The sequence below is a fragment of the Lutibaculum baratangense AMV1 genome (assembly GCF_000496075.1).
Lineage (GTDB): Bacteria > Pseudomonadota > Alphaproteobacteria > Rhizobiales > Tepidamorphaceae > Lutibaculum > Lutibaculum baratangense.
Window position 1 is genome coordinate 117,751 of the sequence record NZ_AWXZ01000017.1, and the last position, 14,796, is coordinate 132,546.

The 14,796-nt window shown below is 69.1% G+C and carries 19 protein-coding genes and 1 tRNA gene; 9 read left to right on the top strand and 11 right to left on the bottom strand.

The features are described 5' to 3' along the window. Positions 1-13: 13 nt before the first annotated feature. Genes dctP through N177_RS06150 form a run of 5 tightly spaced genes read left to right on the top strand, consistent with a single transcriptional unit; the run spans position 14 to position 4,684 of the window. A complete protein-coding gene (gene dctP / locus N177_RS06130) occupies positions 14-1,009 on the top strand; it encodes a TRAP transporter substrate-binding protein DctP (protein ID WP_023431396.1) in 996 nt (331 codons plus the stop codon). Positions 1,010-1,068: 59 nt separating this feature from the next. Beyond that, positions 1,069-1,593 (top strand): TRAP transporter small permease subunit, encoded by a 525-nt coding sequence (locus tag N177_RS06135; RefSeq protein WP_023431397.1) that lies wholly within the window; start codon positions 1,069-1,071, stop codon positions 1,591-1,593. 10 nt (positions 1,594-1,603) lie between these two features. Beyond that, a complete protein-coding gene (locus N177_RS06140) occupies positions 1,604-2,917 on the top strand; it encodes a TRAP transporter large permease (RefSeq protein WP_023431398.1) in 1,314 nt (437 codons plus the stop codon). Positions 2,918-2,945: 28 nt separating this feature from the next. Further along, positions 2,946-3,464, top strand: a complete 519-nt coding sequence (locus N177_RS06145) for a GAF domain-containing protein (protein WP_023431399.1) — start codon at positions 2,946-2,948, stop codon at positions 3,462-3,464. Then, entirely contained in the window at positions 3,461-4,684 is a 1,224-nt protein-coding gene (locus tag N177_RS06150) for a metal-dependent hydrolase family protein (RefSeq protein WP_023431400.1), read from the top strand. Before N177_RS06145 ends, N177_RS06150 begins: the two co-directional genes overlap by 4 nt. A gap of 4 nt (positions 4,685-4,688) precedes the next feature. On the opposite strand, the gene N177_RS20495 is transcribed toward N177_RS06150, so the two are convergent. Further along, the gene (locus N177_RS20495) at positions 4,689-5,063 is read right to left on the bottom strand and encodes an excalibur calcium-binding domain-containing protein (protein WP_023431401.1); all 375 of its coding nucleotides are present in this window, start codon (positions 5,061-5,063) and stop codon (positions 4,689-4,691) included. Between the two features lie 247 nt (positions 5,064-5,310). Further along, on the bottom strand, positions 5,311-5,640 hold the full coding sequence (locus tag N177_RS06160) for a sigma-70 family RNA polymerase sigma factor (protein ID WP_023431402.1): 330 nt from the start codon (positions 5,638-5,640) through the stop codon (positions 5,311-5,313). Positions 5,641-5,765: 125 nt separating this feature from the next. On the opposite strand from N177_RS06160, the gene N177_RS22440 reads away from it, so the two are divergent. Continuing rightward, entirely contained in the window at positions 5,766-5,873 is a 108-nt protein-coding gene (locus N177_RS22440; RefSeq protein ID WP_482796766.1) for a small membrane protein YohP, read from the top strand. 145 nt (positions 5,874-6,018) lie between these two features. Here the strand turns inward: N177_RS22440 and N177_RS06165 are convergent. Next, positions 6,019-6,094: transfer RNA gene (locus N177_RS06165), tRNA-Ala, on the bottom strand. Between the two features lie 137 nt (positions 6,095-6,231). Here N177_RS06165 and N177_RS06170 point away from each other — a divergent pair. Genes N177_RS06170 through folD form a run of 3 tightly spaced genes read left to right on the top strand, consistent with a single transcriptional unit; the run spans position 6,232 to position 7,745 of the window. Then, on the top strand, positions 6,232-6,522 hold the full coding sequence (locus N177_RS06170) for a YggT family protein (RefSeq protein WP_023431403.1): 291 nt from the start codon (positions 6,232-6,234) through the stop codon (positions 6,520-6,522). A gap of 42 nt (positions 6,523-6,564) precedes the next feature. Beyond that, positions 6,565-6,861 carry a DUF167 family protein gene (locus N177_RS06175; RefSeq protein WP_023431404.1) on the top strand — a complete coding sequence of 99 codons (297 nt, stop codon included), beginning with the start codon at positions 6,565-6,567 and terminating at the stop codon, positions 6,859-6,861. Beyond that, entirely contained in the window at positions 6,858-7,745 is an 888-nt protein-coding gene (gene folD, locus N177_RS06180) for a bifunctional methylenetetrahydrofolate dehydrogenase/methenyltetrahydrofolate cyclohydrolase FolD (protein ID WP_023431405.1), read from the top strand. Before N177_RS06175 ends, folD begins: the two co-directional genes overlap by 4 nt. A gap of 31 nt (positions 7,746-7,776) precedes the next feature. On the opposite strand, the gene N177_RS06185 is transcribed toward folD, so the two are convergent. The 8 genes from N177_RS06185 to sppA all read right to left on the bottom strand — a co-directional run bounded on the left by N177_RS06185 (position 7,777) and on the right by sppA (position 14,759). Continuing rightward, a complete protein-coding gene (locus N177_RS06185; RefSeq protein ID WP_023431406.1) occupies positions 7,777-9,078 on the bottom strand; it encodes a bifunctional folylpolyglutamate synthase/dihydrofolate synthase in 1,302 nt (433 codons plus the stop codon). A 157-nt stretch (positions 9,079-9,235) separates the two neighbouring features. Continuing rightward, complete coding sequence (gene accD / locus N177_RS06190) at positions 9,236-10,168, bottom strand: acetyl-CoA carboxylase, carboxyltransferase subunit beta (RefSeq protein WP_023431407.1); 933 nt, start codon at positions 10,166-10,168, stop codon at positions 9,236-9,238. A gap of 23 nt (positions 10,169-10,191) precedes the next feature. Then, complete coding sequence (trpA, locus tag N177_RS06195) at positions 10,192-11,043, bottom strand: tryptophan synthase subunit alpha (protein WP_023431408.1); 852 nt, start codon at positions 11,041-11,043, stop codon at positions 10,192-10,194. Next, a complete protein-coding gene (trpB, locus tag N177_RS06200; protein ID WP_023431409.1) occupies positions 11,040-12,263 on the bottom strand; it encodes a tryptophan synthase subunit beta in 1,224 nt (407 codons plus the stop codon). Before trpB ends, trpA begins: the two co-directional genes overlap by 4 nt. Continuing rightward, complete coding sequence (locus N177_RS06205) at positions 12,260-12,937, bottom strand: phosphoribosylanthranilate isomerase (RefSeq protein WP_023431410.1); 678 nt, start codon at positions 12,935-12,937, stop codon at positions 12,260-12,262. Before N177_RS06205 ends, trpB begins: the two co-directional genes overlap by 4 nt. A 165-nt stretch (positions 12,938-13,102) precedes the next feature. Then, a complete protein-coding gene (locus tag N177_RS06210) occupies positions 13,103-13,450 on the bottom strand; it encodes a lipopolysaccharide assembly protein LapA domain-containing protein (protein ID WP_023431411.1) in 348 nt (115 codons plus the stop codon). Between the two features lie 33 nt (positions 13,451-13,483). Then, positions 13,484-13,774 carry an integration host factor subunit beta gene (ihfB, locus tag N177_RS06215; RefSeq protein ID WP_023431412.1) on the bottom strand — a complete coding sequence of 97 codons (291 nt, stop codon included), beginning with the start codon at positions 13,772-13,774 and terminating at the stop codon, positions 13,484-13,486. 19 nt (positions 13,775-13,793) lie between these two features. Then, positions 13,794-14,759 carry a signal peptide peptidase SppA gene (gene sppA / locus N177_RS06220; protein ID WP_023431413.1) on the bottom strand — a complete coding sequence of 322 codons (966 nt, stop codon included), beginning with the start codon at positions 14,757-14,759 and terminating at the stop codon, positions 13,794-13,796. Between the last annotated feature and the right edge of the window lie 37 nt (positions 14,760-14,796).

Genomic DNA, 14,796 nt, shown 5'->3' on the forward strand with positions numbered 1-14,796 from the left:
AAGGGAACCACCGATGAAGTCAAAGATCCTATCGACGCTCACGGCGCTCGGCGTCGTGCTGGCCGCAGGTGGCGCCAGCGCCCAGTCGGTGAACTGGGACCTCGTGAACGAGTACGAGCCGAACTCGGTGCACGCCCAGACGGCCGACAAGTTCATCGAGGAGCTGTCCGCCCGCTCGAACGGCGAGATCAACGTCACGGCGCATCACGGCGCCTCGCTCGGCTACAAGTCGCTCGACCAGTTCGACGCCGTCGGCGACGGCGCGGTTCAGGTCGCGAGCTCCTATGTCGGCGCCTGGGCCGGCATCAGCCCGATCTTCCTTCTGCCCTCGCTGCCCTTCCTGGCCCCGACCGTCGAGGACACCCGGGCGCTCTACGAGGCGGCGACGCCCTATTACGAGGCCGTGCTCGAGGACAACAACCAGGTCTTCCTCTTCGCGACGCCGTGGCCGCCCTCCGGCATCTGGGCGAACAAGCCCGTCGACAGCAAGGACGCGCTCTCGGGCCTCAGGATCCGCACCTACGACGCCAACGGCACGGTGACGATGCGCGAGGCGGGCGCCAACCCGATCCAGCTCTCCTGGGCCGATGTCGTGCCCCAGCTCGCGACGAACGGCATCGACGCCGTCCTCACCTCCGCCGACGGCGGCGCCGCCGCGCAGCTCTGGGAGCACCAGTCGCACTTCACCGAGGTGAACTACGCGATGCCGCTCCAGATCGTCCACATCAACAGGGACGTCTACGAGGGGCTGACCGACGAGCAGAAGGAGGCCGTGGAGGCCGCGGCCGATGCGGCCGAGGAGTTCGGTTGGGGCCTGCTGGCGGAGCGCGTGCAGGAGAACTACGCTGAGATGGAAGGCCACGGCATGACGGTCGTGACCGACGTGTCGAGCGACTTCATCGACTTCCTCTCGCAGTCCGGCACGAAGGCGATCGACGACTGGAAGTCGAAGTTCGGCGACGAGGCCGAAACGCTCCTCTCCGACTATGAGAGCCGCCGCAACCAGTGATCCGTGGATGACGGCGGCCGGCCCGACGGCCGGTCGCCGCCAGCCCTTCCGGAGGTGCGATGCGCGCGTTTCAAACGGCGGTCTACGCCATTTCGCGGATCTCGGCGGTGTGCGCCTGCCTCATCCTCATCGGGATGGTCGGCCACATTCTCTCCGAGATCGTGTTGAGGACGCTGTTCTCGACATCGACCTACGTGCTTGACGAGTTCGTCGGGTACGGCGTCGCCGCGACGACCTTCCTCGCGCTCGGATATTCGCTCGAAAACGGAAGCCTCATCCGGGTGAACCTGGTTCTCGGACGGCTTTCGGGCCGTCCCCGGCGAATTCTCGAAGCGCTGAGTGCGGTCGGCGCACTGTTCATCATCAGCATGCTGATCTGGTTCTTCTGGCTCAGCGTCTCGCGCAACTGGACGCGCGGCCGGGTGTCGAGCTCGATCGCCGAGGTGCCGATGTGGATTCCCGAGGGGCTCGTGCTCGTGGGGCTCGCCGTGTTCTGGCTGCAGCTCCTCGCCTATCTCCTGCGCCAGGTCGCCGACACGCCCCCGCCCGTCGCCCCCCACTCAGACGAAGTCCCCCCGGAATAGCGGAGAGAACATGGAAGCCGTCGTCTCCGCCCTCGTCGTCCTTCTCCTCATCCTGTTCTATCTCGGCCTCGGCGTGTGGGTGTTCGCCGGGCTCTTCCTCGTCTCGGTGACGGGCCTTGCGCTGCTCCTCGACATGCCGCTCCAGCGCATCGGCACGATCGCGGCCTCGATCTCCTACCGCTACGCCTCGACATGGGAGCTCGCGGCCATCCCGATGTTCATCTGGATGGGCGAGATCATCTTCCGCACCGACATATCGGACCGGCTGTTCCGCGGGCTCGCCCCGTTCGTCGACCGGATCCCGGGGAGGCTCCTGCACACGAACGTCCTCGGCTGCACGCTCTTCGCGGCGGTTTCCGGCTCGAGCGCGGCGACCGCCGCGACGATCGGCAAGATCACGACGAGCGAGCTCGACCGCCGTGGCTACGACAGGAAGCTCGCGCTCGGTTCGCTCGCCGGCGCCGGCAGCCTCGGGCTCCTCATCCCGCCGTCGATCGTCATGATCGTCTACGGGATCCTGGCCGAGGTCTCGATCAGCCGGCTCTTCGCCGCGGGCATCCTGCCGGGCCTCCTGATCGCCGGGCTCTATTCCGGCTACATCATGATCCGCGCCATCCTGCGCCCCGAACTCGCCCCCTTGAGCGGCGACGAGAGCTCGGGCTGGGGAGACCGCTTCCGCGCGCTCGGCAACCTCCTGCCGATCATCATCCTGATGGTGCTCGTGCTCGGGTCGATCTATTCGGGCATCGCGACGCCCTCGGAAGCAGCCGCCGTGGGCGTCTTCGCGGCGCTCGTCATCGCGCTCGCGATGGGCCAGCTGACGCCGAAGCTCTTCATGGAGACGCTCGCCGGCGCGGTGCGGACGAGCTGCATGGTCTGCATCATCCTCATCTCCGCCGCCTTCCTCGCGACGGCGATGGGCTACCTCCACGTGCCGCGCAACGTCGCGAGCGCGATCGCGGCGATGGATCTCTCGCCGATCGGCCTGATCCTCGTCCTGTCACTGTTCTACATCCTGCTGGGGCTCTTCCTCGACGGCATCTCGATCGTCGTGATGAGCCTGCCGATCACGCTGCCGCTCGCCATGCAGGCCGGCTTCGATCCGATCTGGTTCGGCATCTACCTCGTCATCATGACGGAGATGGGCCAGATCACCCCGCCCGTGGGCTTCAACCTGTTCGTGCTGCAGGGCCTCACGGGCGACCCGATCGGCCGGGTCGCGGTCGCCTCGCTGCCCTTCTTCTTCCTGATGTGCATCGGCGTCCTCATCCTCACGGTCTTTCCCCAGATAGCCCTGGTCCTGCCGACGCTCCTCTACGGCTGACCCGAACTCCCCCAGGAGAACTCAAGACGTGCCTCGACATACCTACGACCCCGGCGGCATCGCGGCCGTCATGGCCGAGGCGTCGGCCGAGCCCGGCCAGCCCGACACGCTCTTCCGGGCCGTCGACGACCTCACGCGCGAGACGGTGGGCCACATCCTCTTCACCGTGCTCGCGAACCTCCCCAAGAGCGGGGAGGTGGAGCGCATGCACTCGAGCCGCCCCCGCGAGTACCCGCTCCTCGGGCGCAAGCGGATGGGGCCAACCCCCTGGGGCGACCGGGTGCTGAAGGACGGCAGGACCTGGTTCGGCCGAAACGCCGACGACATTCGCTGGGCCTTCCCGGACCACGAGCTCATCCTCTCGCTCGGCTGCGAAAGCTGTCTCAACGCGCCGGTGCGCTACGACGGCCGCGTGCTCGGCGTCATCAGCGTGCTGGGCCCCGAAGGGGCTTACGAGGAGGAGGATCTCGGTCTCCTCGCCCTCCTCACCCCCTACCTCGTTCCGCCTCTTCTCTCCGCCCAGACCACCCCCCGGAGCATCTCATGACGGCCATCCTGTTCGAGAACGCGAACCTCCTCGACGTCGAGGCGGGCGAGATCCTGCCCGACCGGCAGGTTCTGGTGCGCGAGGGACGCATTGCGGAGATCTCCGAGGGCCGGATCGCGGGCGGCGAGAGGACGATCGACCTCAGGGGCAAGACGCTGATGCCGGGCCTGATCGACGCCCATGTCCACGTCACCGCCATCAGCGCGAACTTCGCCGAGCTCGCCCGCACCTCGCCCTTCTACGTCTCGGCCAAGGCGGGCGAGATCATGAACGGGATGCTCAGGCGCGGCTTCACGAGCGTGCGCGACGTCGGCGGCGCCGACCACGGCCTCGCCCGCGCGGTGGAGGAAGGGCTCCTGAAGGCGCCGCGGCTCTTCTACTGCGGCAAGGCGCTGTCGCCCACGGGCGGCCACGGCGACGTGCGGGGACCGGGCGTCGAGGGCTACGAGACGCCCTACGCGCAGCCGGGCCTCGGCTGGATCGTCGACGGGGTGCCGGAGGTGCGGCGTGCGGCGCGCGGCGAGATCCGCCGCGGCGCCCACCACATCAAGATCATGGGCGGCGGCGGCATCTCCTCGCCGACCGACCGCATCTCGTCCGACCAGTTCTCGGAGGAGGAGATCGCCGCGGTCGTGGAGGAGGCGAACATGGCGAATCTCTACGTCGCCGTGCACGCCTATGCCGCCCGCTCGATCGAGCGCTGCGTCCGGCTCGGCGTCCGCTCGATCGAGCACGGCAACCTCGCCACCGACGAGACGATACGGCTGATGAAGAAGCACGACGCCTATCTCGTGCCGACGCTCGCGATCTTCCGCGCGCTGGTCGAGGAGGGGGTGAAGGCCGGCCTGCCGGAAGAGCTCGTCGGCAAGACCTACGAGGTGCTGGACGCCGGCATCAACGCGGTGGAGATGGCCTACAAGGCGGGGGTGCCGATGGCCTACGGCACCGATTTGCTCGGCGTCATGCACCGGCGGCAGCTGACCGAATTCTCGCTGCGCAAGGACGTGATTCCGCCGGTCGACCTCGTCCGCGCCGCGACGATCAACGGCGCGAGGCTCCTGCGCCGGGAGACCGAGCTCGGCCTCGTGTCGGCCGGCTACCTCGCGGACCTGATCGTCGTCGACGGCAACCCGCTCGACGACATCGGCGTCATGGAGGACCCGGAGCGCTCGCCGAAGCTCGTCATGAAGGCCGGCGAGGTTCTGGTCGACAACCTCTGAGGGGTCAGAGGCTCTCCTCGACCGGCGAGGAGAGCCCATACTCGCAGGCGACGCCGTTGCCGTTGCGGTCGTGCCTGTCCCAGTAGCCCGGCTCGCCGCGGAGCGCCGGGGCGAGCCGCACCATGCGCGCGCGTTCGCAGCTCGGCGCCGCGACGATGTGGCGGACAGTCACTCCGGGTGGCCAGGGGCTGGAGGCGAAGCCCACGCCCACCGCGACCAGCAATGCCGCGGCGCAGCCGCTCGCGATCAGGAGACGGCGGCGGCGGCGCTGCCTGGCCCGTCCCTGCAGAACCCGCGCGACGCGGGCGGCCTGTCGCCGGATCCGCTCGGTGTCGGCCTGCGCGCCGGCCGCAATCCCCTCGTGCTCGATGGATGACATGACACACTCTCCTTCCGAGGAAGAGTGTAGGCTCTGTCGTGCTGAGCTCTGATTGCAGCCTTTCCTCGAATGCGAGAAGGCGCATCAATCGAATGTTAGGGAACGGCGGGCAGCGCTCGAAGATGTGTGCCTGCGGCGGCGGAGCCGGCAAACCCGGCCCCGCCAGCCGGTCCGTCAGAAGCCGTCGTCTCCGAGATCGTCGAAGAAGCCGCCCTCGTCCGCCGCCTCTTCCTCGGCGAGGCCTTCATCAGCCGGGGCTGCCTCGGCCTCTCCAGCGAACATGCTCCTGCTCGGGATCGGCATGGGCCGGCGCACCCATCATGGCCCGCTCGTCGCGGGTCGCGCGCGACGCCGCCGCCCGGCGGCCGTCGACGAAGACGTTGTGCAGGATCGAGAAGAGCCACGTCCTGAGATTGCGGCGCTCGTCGTAACTCGACCGCCTCTCGTAGGCGCGCACCAGCGCGTCGTGGACGAGGTCCTCGGCGTCCTCGTCGTTCCGCGTCAGGGCGCGCGCGTAGCGCCGCAGGCTCGGCAGCTCGCCCAGGACATCCGGTCGTGGAGGCGTGTCGCGTCTCATGCCCCATATACGGAACAGACGCGGGATCTATTCCACCCGCCGCTTCATTCGAGAGCCGCGGGCGGGAACGCCCGACCTGTCTCCCCGTTGTCGAACCGCCGGGCGAAACGGCAGCCATCCATCATATGGGCAGGGAGAGAGCGGACATGTTGAAGTTCATCGGTGGAACGGTCGGAGTGATCTTCCTGATCGGGCTCCTGGTCGTCATCGGCCTGTTGGCGCTGATCTTCTGAGCGGCGGGCGCCTTGGGCGGCCGTCACGCCGCCGGCGCCTGCCCCACTGATCCCTCCCCGCCGGGAGGCGACCACCTCTCATGTCGGGTCGTGTGCGGCCTGCCGCAACGATGGCGATGAGCGAACGGCTATCGCGGGAGAGGAATGGTGGAGCCGAGGGGGATCGAACCCCTGACCTTCGCATTGCGAACGCGACGCTCTCCCAGCTGAGCTACGGCCCCATCCCTGAGTGAGACGCGATGTAGGATGGCGGGGGGCTCCCTGTCAAGCGGCAGCGCGAGGCGGATCGGCTTGCGGGCGGCGCGCAGGAAGGTTAGGAGGTCGTCACGTACCGCCCCTCTGCCGTCGGAACCCTGAAATGCGCGCCCTTCTCGACGTCATTCTCCTCGCCCTGCAGCTCTACGTCTACATCCTCATCGCGGCGGCGATCTTCTCGTGGCTGATCGCCTTCAACATCGTCAACATGCGCAACCAGTTCGTCGGCACGATCGGCGAGGCGCTGTGGCGGCTGACGGAGCCGGCGTTGCGCCCCGTCCGGCGGATGCTGCCCAATCTCGGTGGCATCGACATCTCGCCGATCATCCTGCTCCTGATCATCTTCTTCATCCAGCGCGTGATCCTTCTCTACGTCTATCCCGCCGTCTACTAGAGCCCCCACTTGAGCGGCTGGTGGCGGGAGACGAAAGACGGCGTGACCATCACGGTGCGGCTGACGCCCAGGGGCGGCGCCGACCGGATCGACGGGCTGCGTCCGGTCGAGGGGGGAACGGCGCTCGCGGCGCGGGTGCGCGCGGCGCCGGAAAAGGGGCTGGCGAACCAGGCGCTCGAAGAGCTGATCGCCGGGCTGCTGGGGGTCTCGAAGACGGACGTGACGGTGGCCGCCGGCCGGACGTCGCGGCTGAAGACGGTTCAGGTGGCCCGCCCGCCGGGCGTGCTGAAAGACAGGCTAGACGCCATAACGAGAGAAGAAGAGGGAGACGAGGCATGACGGCAAGCGTGATCGACGGCAAGGCCACGGCGGCGACAATCCGCCAGGAGGTGGCCCGCGCGGTCGAGAGGCTGAAGGCGGAGGCGGGGCTGACGCCGGGCCTCGCCGTGGTGCTGGTGGGAGAGGATCCCGCGAGCTCGATCTATGTCCGCAACAAGAACAAACAGACCGTCGAGGCCGGCATGGCCTCCTTCGAGCACAAGCTCGACGAAGGGACGAGCGAGGCCGACCTCCTCGCCCTGATCGACCGGCTGAACGCAGACCCCGCCGTGAACGGCATCCTCGTCCAGCTGCCGCTGCCGAAGCAGATCGATTCCGCGAAGGTGCTGGCGGCGATCGATCCGGCGAAGGACGTCGACGGCTTCCACGTCGTCAACGCGGGGCGGCTGGCGACGGGGCAGGACGCGCTCGTGCCGTGCACGCCGCTCGGCTGCGTGATCCTCGCCAAGCAGACACTCGGCGACCTGTCCGGCCTCGAGGCCGTCGTCGTCGGCCGCTCGAACATCGTCGGCAAGCCGGTGGCGCAGCTTCTCCTGCAGGAGAACTGCACCGTCACGATCGCCCATTCCCGGACGAAGGACCTGGCCGCGACCTGCCGGCGCGCCGACATCCTGATCGCCGCCGTCGGCCGGCCCGAGATGATCAAGGGCGACTGGGTGAAGCCCGGCGCGACCGTCATCGACGTCGGCATCAACCGGATCGAGGGCGAGGGCGGCAAGGGCAAGATCGTCGGCGACGTCGCCTATGACGAGGCGGCCGCCGTGGCCGGCCACATCACGCCCGTTCCGGGCGGCGTCGGGCCGATGACGATCGCCTGCCTGTTGCGCAACACGGTGACGGCCGCCGCCCGCCAGAACGGCCTTAGCTCGCCCTTCGCGGGCTGATCGCAGGACGGGCGGCCGCCGGCCGCCCTTTCTACTCCAGCACCGCTTCCTGCAGCCGCAGGACGTGGCCCGCGAGGTAGAGCGAGCCGCAGATCAGGATTCGGCAGGGCCCGTCCGACCGCGGCAGGTTCCGGAGCGCCTCCTCGACGCCCGGCTCGATCCGCGTCGTGAGACCGGCGCTCGCGGAGTGCGCGGCGAGCTCTCTCGGCGGGAATGAGGCCTCGGCGTCGGGGATCGGCACCATGATCGCCTCGCGCGCGAGGCCGGCGAAGGGCGCGAAAAAACCCGTCGGCTCCTTTGAGGTCAGCATGCCGACGACGAGCACGAGCGGCCGCGGCGATTTCTCCTCGAGCTCGGCCATCGCCGCGGCGAGCGCCTCGCCGGCGGCCGGGTTGTGGCCGCCGTCGAGCCAGATCTCAGCGCCCGGCGGCGCCGCCTCGGCGATCGGGCCGGCGGTGATCGATTGCAGGCGCGCGGGCCACTCGACATCTCCCAGGCCCTGCGCGATCGCCGCCTCGTCGACCTTCCACGGCACGTGGCGCAGCGTGGCGATGGCCGCGCCGGCGTTCTCGATCTGGTGGCGGCCGGACAGGCGCGGCAGGGGCAGGTCCATGAGACCGTGATCGTCCTGGTAGACGAGGCGCCGCCGCTCCTCCGTCGCCGTCCAGTCCTGTCCGGAAATCGAGACCGGCGCGAGCCGCTCCGCGGCCGTGCGGTCGAGAAGCTCCCGGACCTCCGGCAGCTGGGCGGAGATGATGCAGGGCCGGCCGCGCTTGATGATGCCGGCCTTCTCGCCCGCGATCTTCAGGATCGTGTCGCCGAGATAGCTCGCGTGATCGAGAGAGATCGGCGTGATGATCGTGGCGAGCGGGCGCCTGACGACGTTCGTCGCGTCGAGCCGGCCGCCGAGACCCGTCTCCAGCAGGAGGTAGTCCGCTTCGTGGCGGGAGAAGATCAGGAAGGCGGCCGCCGTCGTGATCTCGAAGATCGTGATCGGCTCGCCCGCGTTCACGCGCTCGCACTCCTCGAGCGCGGCCGCGAACTCGTCCTCGCCGACGAGCCCCTTCGGGCCGAGCCGCACGCGCTCGTGGAAGCGCACGAGGTGGGGCGAGGTGTAGACCTGCACGCGCGCGCCGGCCGCCTCGAGCATCGCCCTCAGATAGGCGAGCGTCGAGCCCTTGCCGTTCGTGCCGGCGGCGTGGATGACCGGAGCGAGCTTGTCCTGCGGGTTGCCGAGACGCTCCAGGATCTTCCACATCCGGTCGAGCGACAGGTCGATGATCCGGGGGTGGAGCTTCGAGAGGCGGTCGAGGATGATGTCCGAGTGGGCCATGTTCTTGCGTGTTCTGCTGTCGGCGGGGGTGCGCAGGTCGGTCGAGGGGCACCCGCCGCGTGTGCGCGGCGGGCCGGCCATGCCGGGCGGTGCCGCGTCGGCGTCGGCGCTTCACACCGGTGCGCAGCCCCTCGTAGGGAGGCTGCGCAGGCGGCCATTACTGCGCCGCCTGTGAAACCGCCTCGCTCTCCATGTCGGGGGCCGGCTCGGCCTCGGCCGGCGGCGCCTCGGCGAAGGCCGGCGCGCCCATCAGCATGCGGCAGATGCGGCTGATCGTGCGGCGCAGCTCGTGCCGGTGCACCACCATGTCGATCATGCCGTGCTGCAGGAGGTATTCGCTGCGCTGGAAGCCCTCCGGCAGCTTCTCCCGGATCGTCTGCTCGATGACCCGCGGGCCGGCGAAGCCGATCAGGGCGCCGGGCTCCGCGATATGGACATCGCCCAGCATCGCGTAGGACGCCGTCACACCGCCCGTCGTGGGATGGGTGAGCACCACGATGTAGGGCAGGCCCGCCTCGCGGTGGCGCTGCACGGCGACGGTCGCACGCGGCATCTGCATGAGCGAGAGGATCCCCTCCTGCATGCGGGCACCGCCGGAGGCCGCGAACATCACGAAGGGCGTGTGGTCCCTCAGCGCGGTCTCGAGCCCGGCGACGACCGCCTCGCCGGCCGCCATGCCGAGCGAGCCGCCCATGAACTCGAAGTTCTGCACGGCAGCCGTCACGGGAAGCTCGCAGAGGCTGCCCTTGGCGACGCGAACCGCATCGCGGGCGTTCGTCTTCGCGCGCGCGTCCTTCAGGCGATCGGTGTAGCGGCGCTCGTCGCGGAACTTCAGCGGATCGGCGGGCACCTCGGGCGTCTCGACCGTCTCGTAGACGCCGTCGTCGAAGAAGCTCTTCAGGCGCGCCTCGACGGGCATGCGCATGTGGTAGCCGGAATTCGGCACCACATAGCCGTTCGCCTCGAGGTCGCGATGGAAGACCATCTCCCCCGTCTCGGGGCACTTCACCCAGAGATTGTCGGGCGTTTCGCGCTTCTGCCCCCAGATACCCTGGATCTTCGGACGGACGACGCTTTGAATCCAGCTCAAGCTTCAGCTCCTCTAGAGACCGTTCACGCGGGCTGACGGGCCGCGTCCCTGACACCGGCGGCAAGCGCTCCGACGAGGTCTCCGACGGCCGACACGGTGCCGTCGGTCGCGCGGCCCTCCCCGTCGAGCGAGGTCCGGACCGCCTCGACGAGCGCCGTGCCGACGACGACCCCGTCGGCGGCCTCGGCCACCGTCTTCGCCTGCTCGGGTGTCCTCACCCCGAACCCGACCGCCACCGGCAGGTCCGTCTTCGCCTTGATGCGGGCGACGGAGGCTGCGACGCGGTCGGTGTCGAGCGCCTTCGAGCCGGTCACACCGGCGACGGAGACGTAGTAGACGAATCCGGCCGAATTCCGGAGCACGTGGGGAAGGCGCTCGTCGTCCGTCGTGGGCGTCGCGAGACGGATGAAGGCGATACCGGCATCGAGCGCCGGCAGGCAGAGCTCGTCGTCCGCCTCCGGCGGCAGGTCGACGACGATCAGCCCGTCGACGCCGACGGCGGCCGCATCCGACAGGAAGCGCTCGTTCCCGTAGGAATAGATGGGGTTGTAGTATCCCATGAGGACGATCGGCGTCTCGCGGTCCTCCTCGCGGAAGCGCTCGACGATCTCGAGCGTCCTCACCATCGTCTGGTGCGCCTTCAAGGCCCTCAGGCCCGCCGCTTGGATCGCCGGCCCGTCGGCCATCGGATCGGTGAACGGCATGCCGATCTCGATCACGTCGGCCCCCGCCTTCGGGAGCGCCTTCACGATCTGAAGCGAGGTCTCGGCGTCGGGATCCCCCGCCATCACGAAGGTCACGAGCGCCGCCCGGCCCTCGTCCTTCACCGCCTGGAAGCGCCTGGCGATACGCGCGCCCGGTTCCGGAGCCGTCACAGGTCCCACCCCATCATCTTGCCGACGGTGAAGACGTCCTTGTCGCCGCGGCCGCACATGTTCATCACGATGATCTCGTCTTCCGGCATCTCCGGCGCGAGCTTCATCACCTGCGCGAGAGCATGAGCGGGCTCGAGCGCCGGGATGATGCCCTCGAGCCTCGTGCAGAGCTGGAAGGCCTCCATCGCCTCGTCGTCGGTGATCGGGACGTAGGTCACGCGGCCCGTCTCGCGCAGATAGGAGTGCTCGGGCCCGACGCCCGGATAGTCGAGGCCGGCCGAGATGGAGTGGCCCTCGAGGATCTGGCCGTCGTCGTCCTGCAGCAGGTAGGTGCGGTTGCCGTGCAGCACCCCCGGACGACCCGCCGTCAGCGACGCGCAGTGCTCGTGCATGTCGCCCTCTATGCCGTGGCCGCCTGCCTCCACACCCCAGATGCGGACGTCCTTGTCGTCGAGGAAGGGGTGGAACAGGCCGATCGCGTTCGAGCCGCCGCCGACCGCGGCCACGAGCGCGTCGGGAAGCCGCCCCTCGGCCGCCTGGACCTGCTCGCGCACCTCGTTGCCGATCACCGACTGGAAGTCGCGCACCATCTCGGGGTAGGGGTGCGGGCCCGCGGCCGTGCCGATCAGGTAGTAGGTCGACTCGACGTTCGTCACCCAGTCCCGCAGCGCCTCGTTCATCGCGTCCTTCAGCGTGCCGGCGCCGGCCGTGACGGGCACGACCTCGGCGCCCAGGAGCTTCATGCGGAAGACGTTCGGCTTCTGACGCTCGACGTCGGTCGCACCCATGTAGACGACGCAGGGCAGGCCGAAGCGCGCGCAGACGGTCGCGGTGGCGACGCCGTGCTGGCCGGCGCCCGTCTCGGCGATGATGCGGGTCTTGCCCATGCGGCGGGCGAGCAGGATCTGGCCGAGCGTGTTGTTGATCTTGTGCGAGCCGGTGTGGTTCAGCTCGTCACGCTTGAAGTAGACCTTGGCGCCGCCGAGATGCTCCGTCAGCCGCTCGGCGAGGTAGAGCGGACTCGGGCGACCGGCATAGTGCTTCGACAGGCTGTCGAGCTCCCGCTCGAACTCCGGATCCTTCTGCGCCGCCCGGTAGGCTTCCTCCAGCGACAGGATCAGCGGCATGAGCGTCTCGGCGACGAAGCGGCCCCCGAAGATGCCGAAATGCCCCCTCTCGTCTGGTCCGGCGCGGAACGTGTTCGGCTGGGCGATCGTCATTCTTCAAACTCCTTCGCCGGTGCGCCTGCGGCCTCGGCCGCGCGCACGGCTGCCACGAATTCCCTGATGCGGACGGGATCCTTCCGGCCGGGCGCGCTCTCCACGCCGGAGGACACGTCCACGCCATCGGGGCCGGCGATGGCGATGGCCTCGCCGACATTGCCGGCATCGAGCCCCCCCGACAGCATGAGCGGCGGGTGCGCGCCCAGGCGGTCGAGCAGGCTCCAGTCGAAGCTCCGGCCGAGGCCGCCCGGCCGCTCCGCGTCCTTCGGCGGCTTCGCGTCGACCAGAATCCGGTCGATCACCCCATGATAGCCGCGAATGGCATCGACGTCGCCGGCATCGCCGATCCCGAACGCCTTGATGAGCGGCAGCTTGTGGCGACGCCGCAGCTCGACGCAGCGCTCCGGCGTCTCCTGGCCGTGGAGCTGGAGGAAATCCGGCGCCAGCCCCTCGACCACCGCGTCGACGAGATCGTCGGGAGCGTCCACGAGCAGCGCCACGATGCCGATGCGCTCCCGCGCAGTCGCGGCGAGGCCGGCGGCGGACGCGACGCCGATGTTGCGCGGGCTTCGCGAGAAGAAAACGAACCCGGCGAGATCCGCTCCCGCATCGCAGGCCGCCCGCAGTCCGGCCGCCTCCGTCATCCCGCAGATCTTGATGTCGACATGCATCGAAAATGCTCGTTCGCGGCCGGGGGTTCAGCCGGTCGTTGCGCAGGCTCCGCGTCCCGGCCGTGCCGCCTCGGCCGCGCCTCCCGCATGGGTAACGGATGAGGTAAGTGCCACGGTTCCGGGCCGGCTGTCCATGCCGCGGACGCCGGGGCCGCCTGGCGGCCGTCAGCGGCCGGCCGTCGGTGCCGGCAGGCCCGGGCCCGCCGGCGATGTCGCCGTCTGGGCCTCGATCTCGCTCGCCCGGGCCTTCCATCGCCGCGCCTCGGCACGGCGGGTGCGCGCCTCGCTGCGCCATCGTCCCTGGCTGACCCACGCGGCTATACCGCCGACCAGCACACCGAGAAGCAGTGTCCCGAAGAGCAGGAGATAGAGCGGCAGGTCGAGCGCGAGGGAGGGATCCTCGGGAGAGAAGGGATCGAGCGACACGAGGACGGGGTGACGGTTCGAGACGGCGAACACGATCAGGATCACCGCCAGCGGCACCAGAACGACAAGCTGGAGGATTCGGCCCATCCGCGTCTCAACCTTTCCTGTTGGTCCGCGGCATCAGTTCGGCGCGCCGCCGTTCAGGCGCTCGCGCATCTCCTTGCCGCTCTTGAAAAATGGCACGAACTTCTCGGAGACGGAAACCTTGTCACCGGTGCGCGGGTTCCGGCCGGTTCGGGCCGGACGGTTCTTCACCGAGAACGCCCCGAAGCCGCGGAGCTCCACCCGGTCGCCCCGGGCGAGCGCCGAGCATATCTCATCCAGGATCGTGTTCACGATCAACTCGACGTCGCGCTGGTAGAGATGCGGATTGGCTTGTGCAATCTTCTGCACCAGCTCCGACTTGATCATGACGCCCCCGAAATCATCCTTATTCTTCAATAAGTTGAGGGTGCCAAAGGGCGATCACCCCGTCAAGGCCGAGATCGGAGCCAAAGCCGCGGGCGATCTGCCGCGCAAGGCCTTCGAGCCCGAGCAGCCGGGCCACCCCCGCAAGGCCGGCCAGGCCGAGGCTTCCGAAGCCGCGGTCGACCTCCCAGTCGCGGACCCGCATGGTGCGCAAGATCCCGTGCTCCCTCTCGAGCCAGCCCCGGGCCACGCTCTCGTCTCCCACCTCGTCGACGAGCCCGAGCTCGGCCGCCTGACCGCCGGTGAAGATGCGCCCGTCGCCGATCGCCCGCGCGGCCGCGTCGTCGAGGCCCCGCCGCTCCATCACCAGTGTCAGGAACCACTCGTAGGAATCCATGATCGCGGCGCGCAGCGCCTCGCGTGCCTCGTCGGAGGTCGGTTCGAACGGGTTGGGCTCGGCCTTCAGCGGGCCGCTCTTCACCGTCTGCATGTCGACCCCGATCGAATCGAGAAGACCGGTGACGTTCGGCCACTGCGCCAGCACGCCGATCGAGCCCGTCAGGCTCGTGCGATGCGCGACGACATGGTCGCCGGCAAGCGCGGCGATGTAGCCTCCGGAGGCTGCCGTCGTGCCCATCAGCGTGACGACGGGCTTCTTGTGGGCGATCTCGCGCACGGCGTTGAAGAGCTCTTCGGATGCCGTCGTCGATCCGCCGGGGCTGTTGACGTAGAGGATCACCGCGCGCACCGAGTCGGCGTCCGCCATGCGGCGGAGCATCTTCTCACGGTCGCGATCGTTGACGATCAGCCCTTCGACGGAGACGCGGGCGATGTGCGGAGTGCCGGCAGGAACGGCGCCCGGCCCGGCGAAGGTGATGCCGAGGCCGACCAGAACCAGAGCGGCCAGCACGAAGGCGGTGACGCGCCACACCGAGAGGCTGCGGCGAAGGCGCCGCCGGTCGACGAGATATTCCGCGTCAAGCGGCATGCGGAACGCCTCCGATGAGAGAAAACGACGCCGGCGA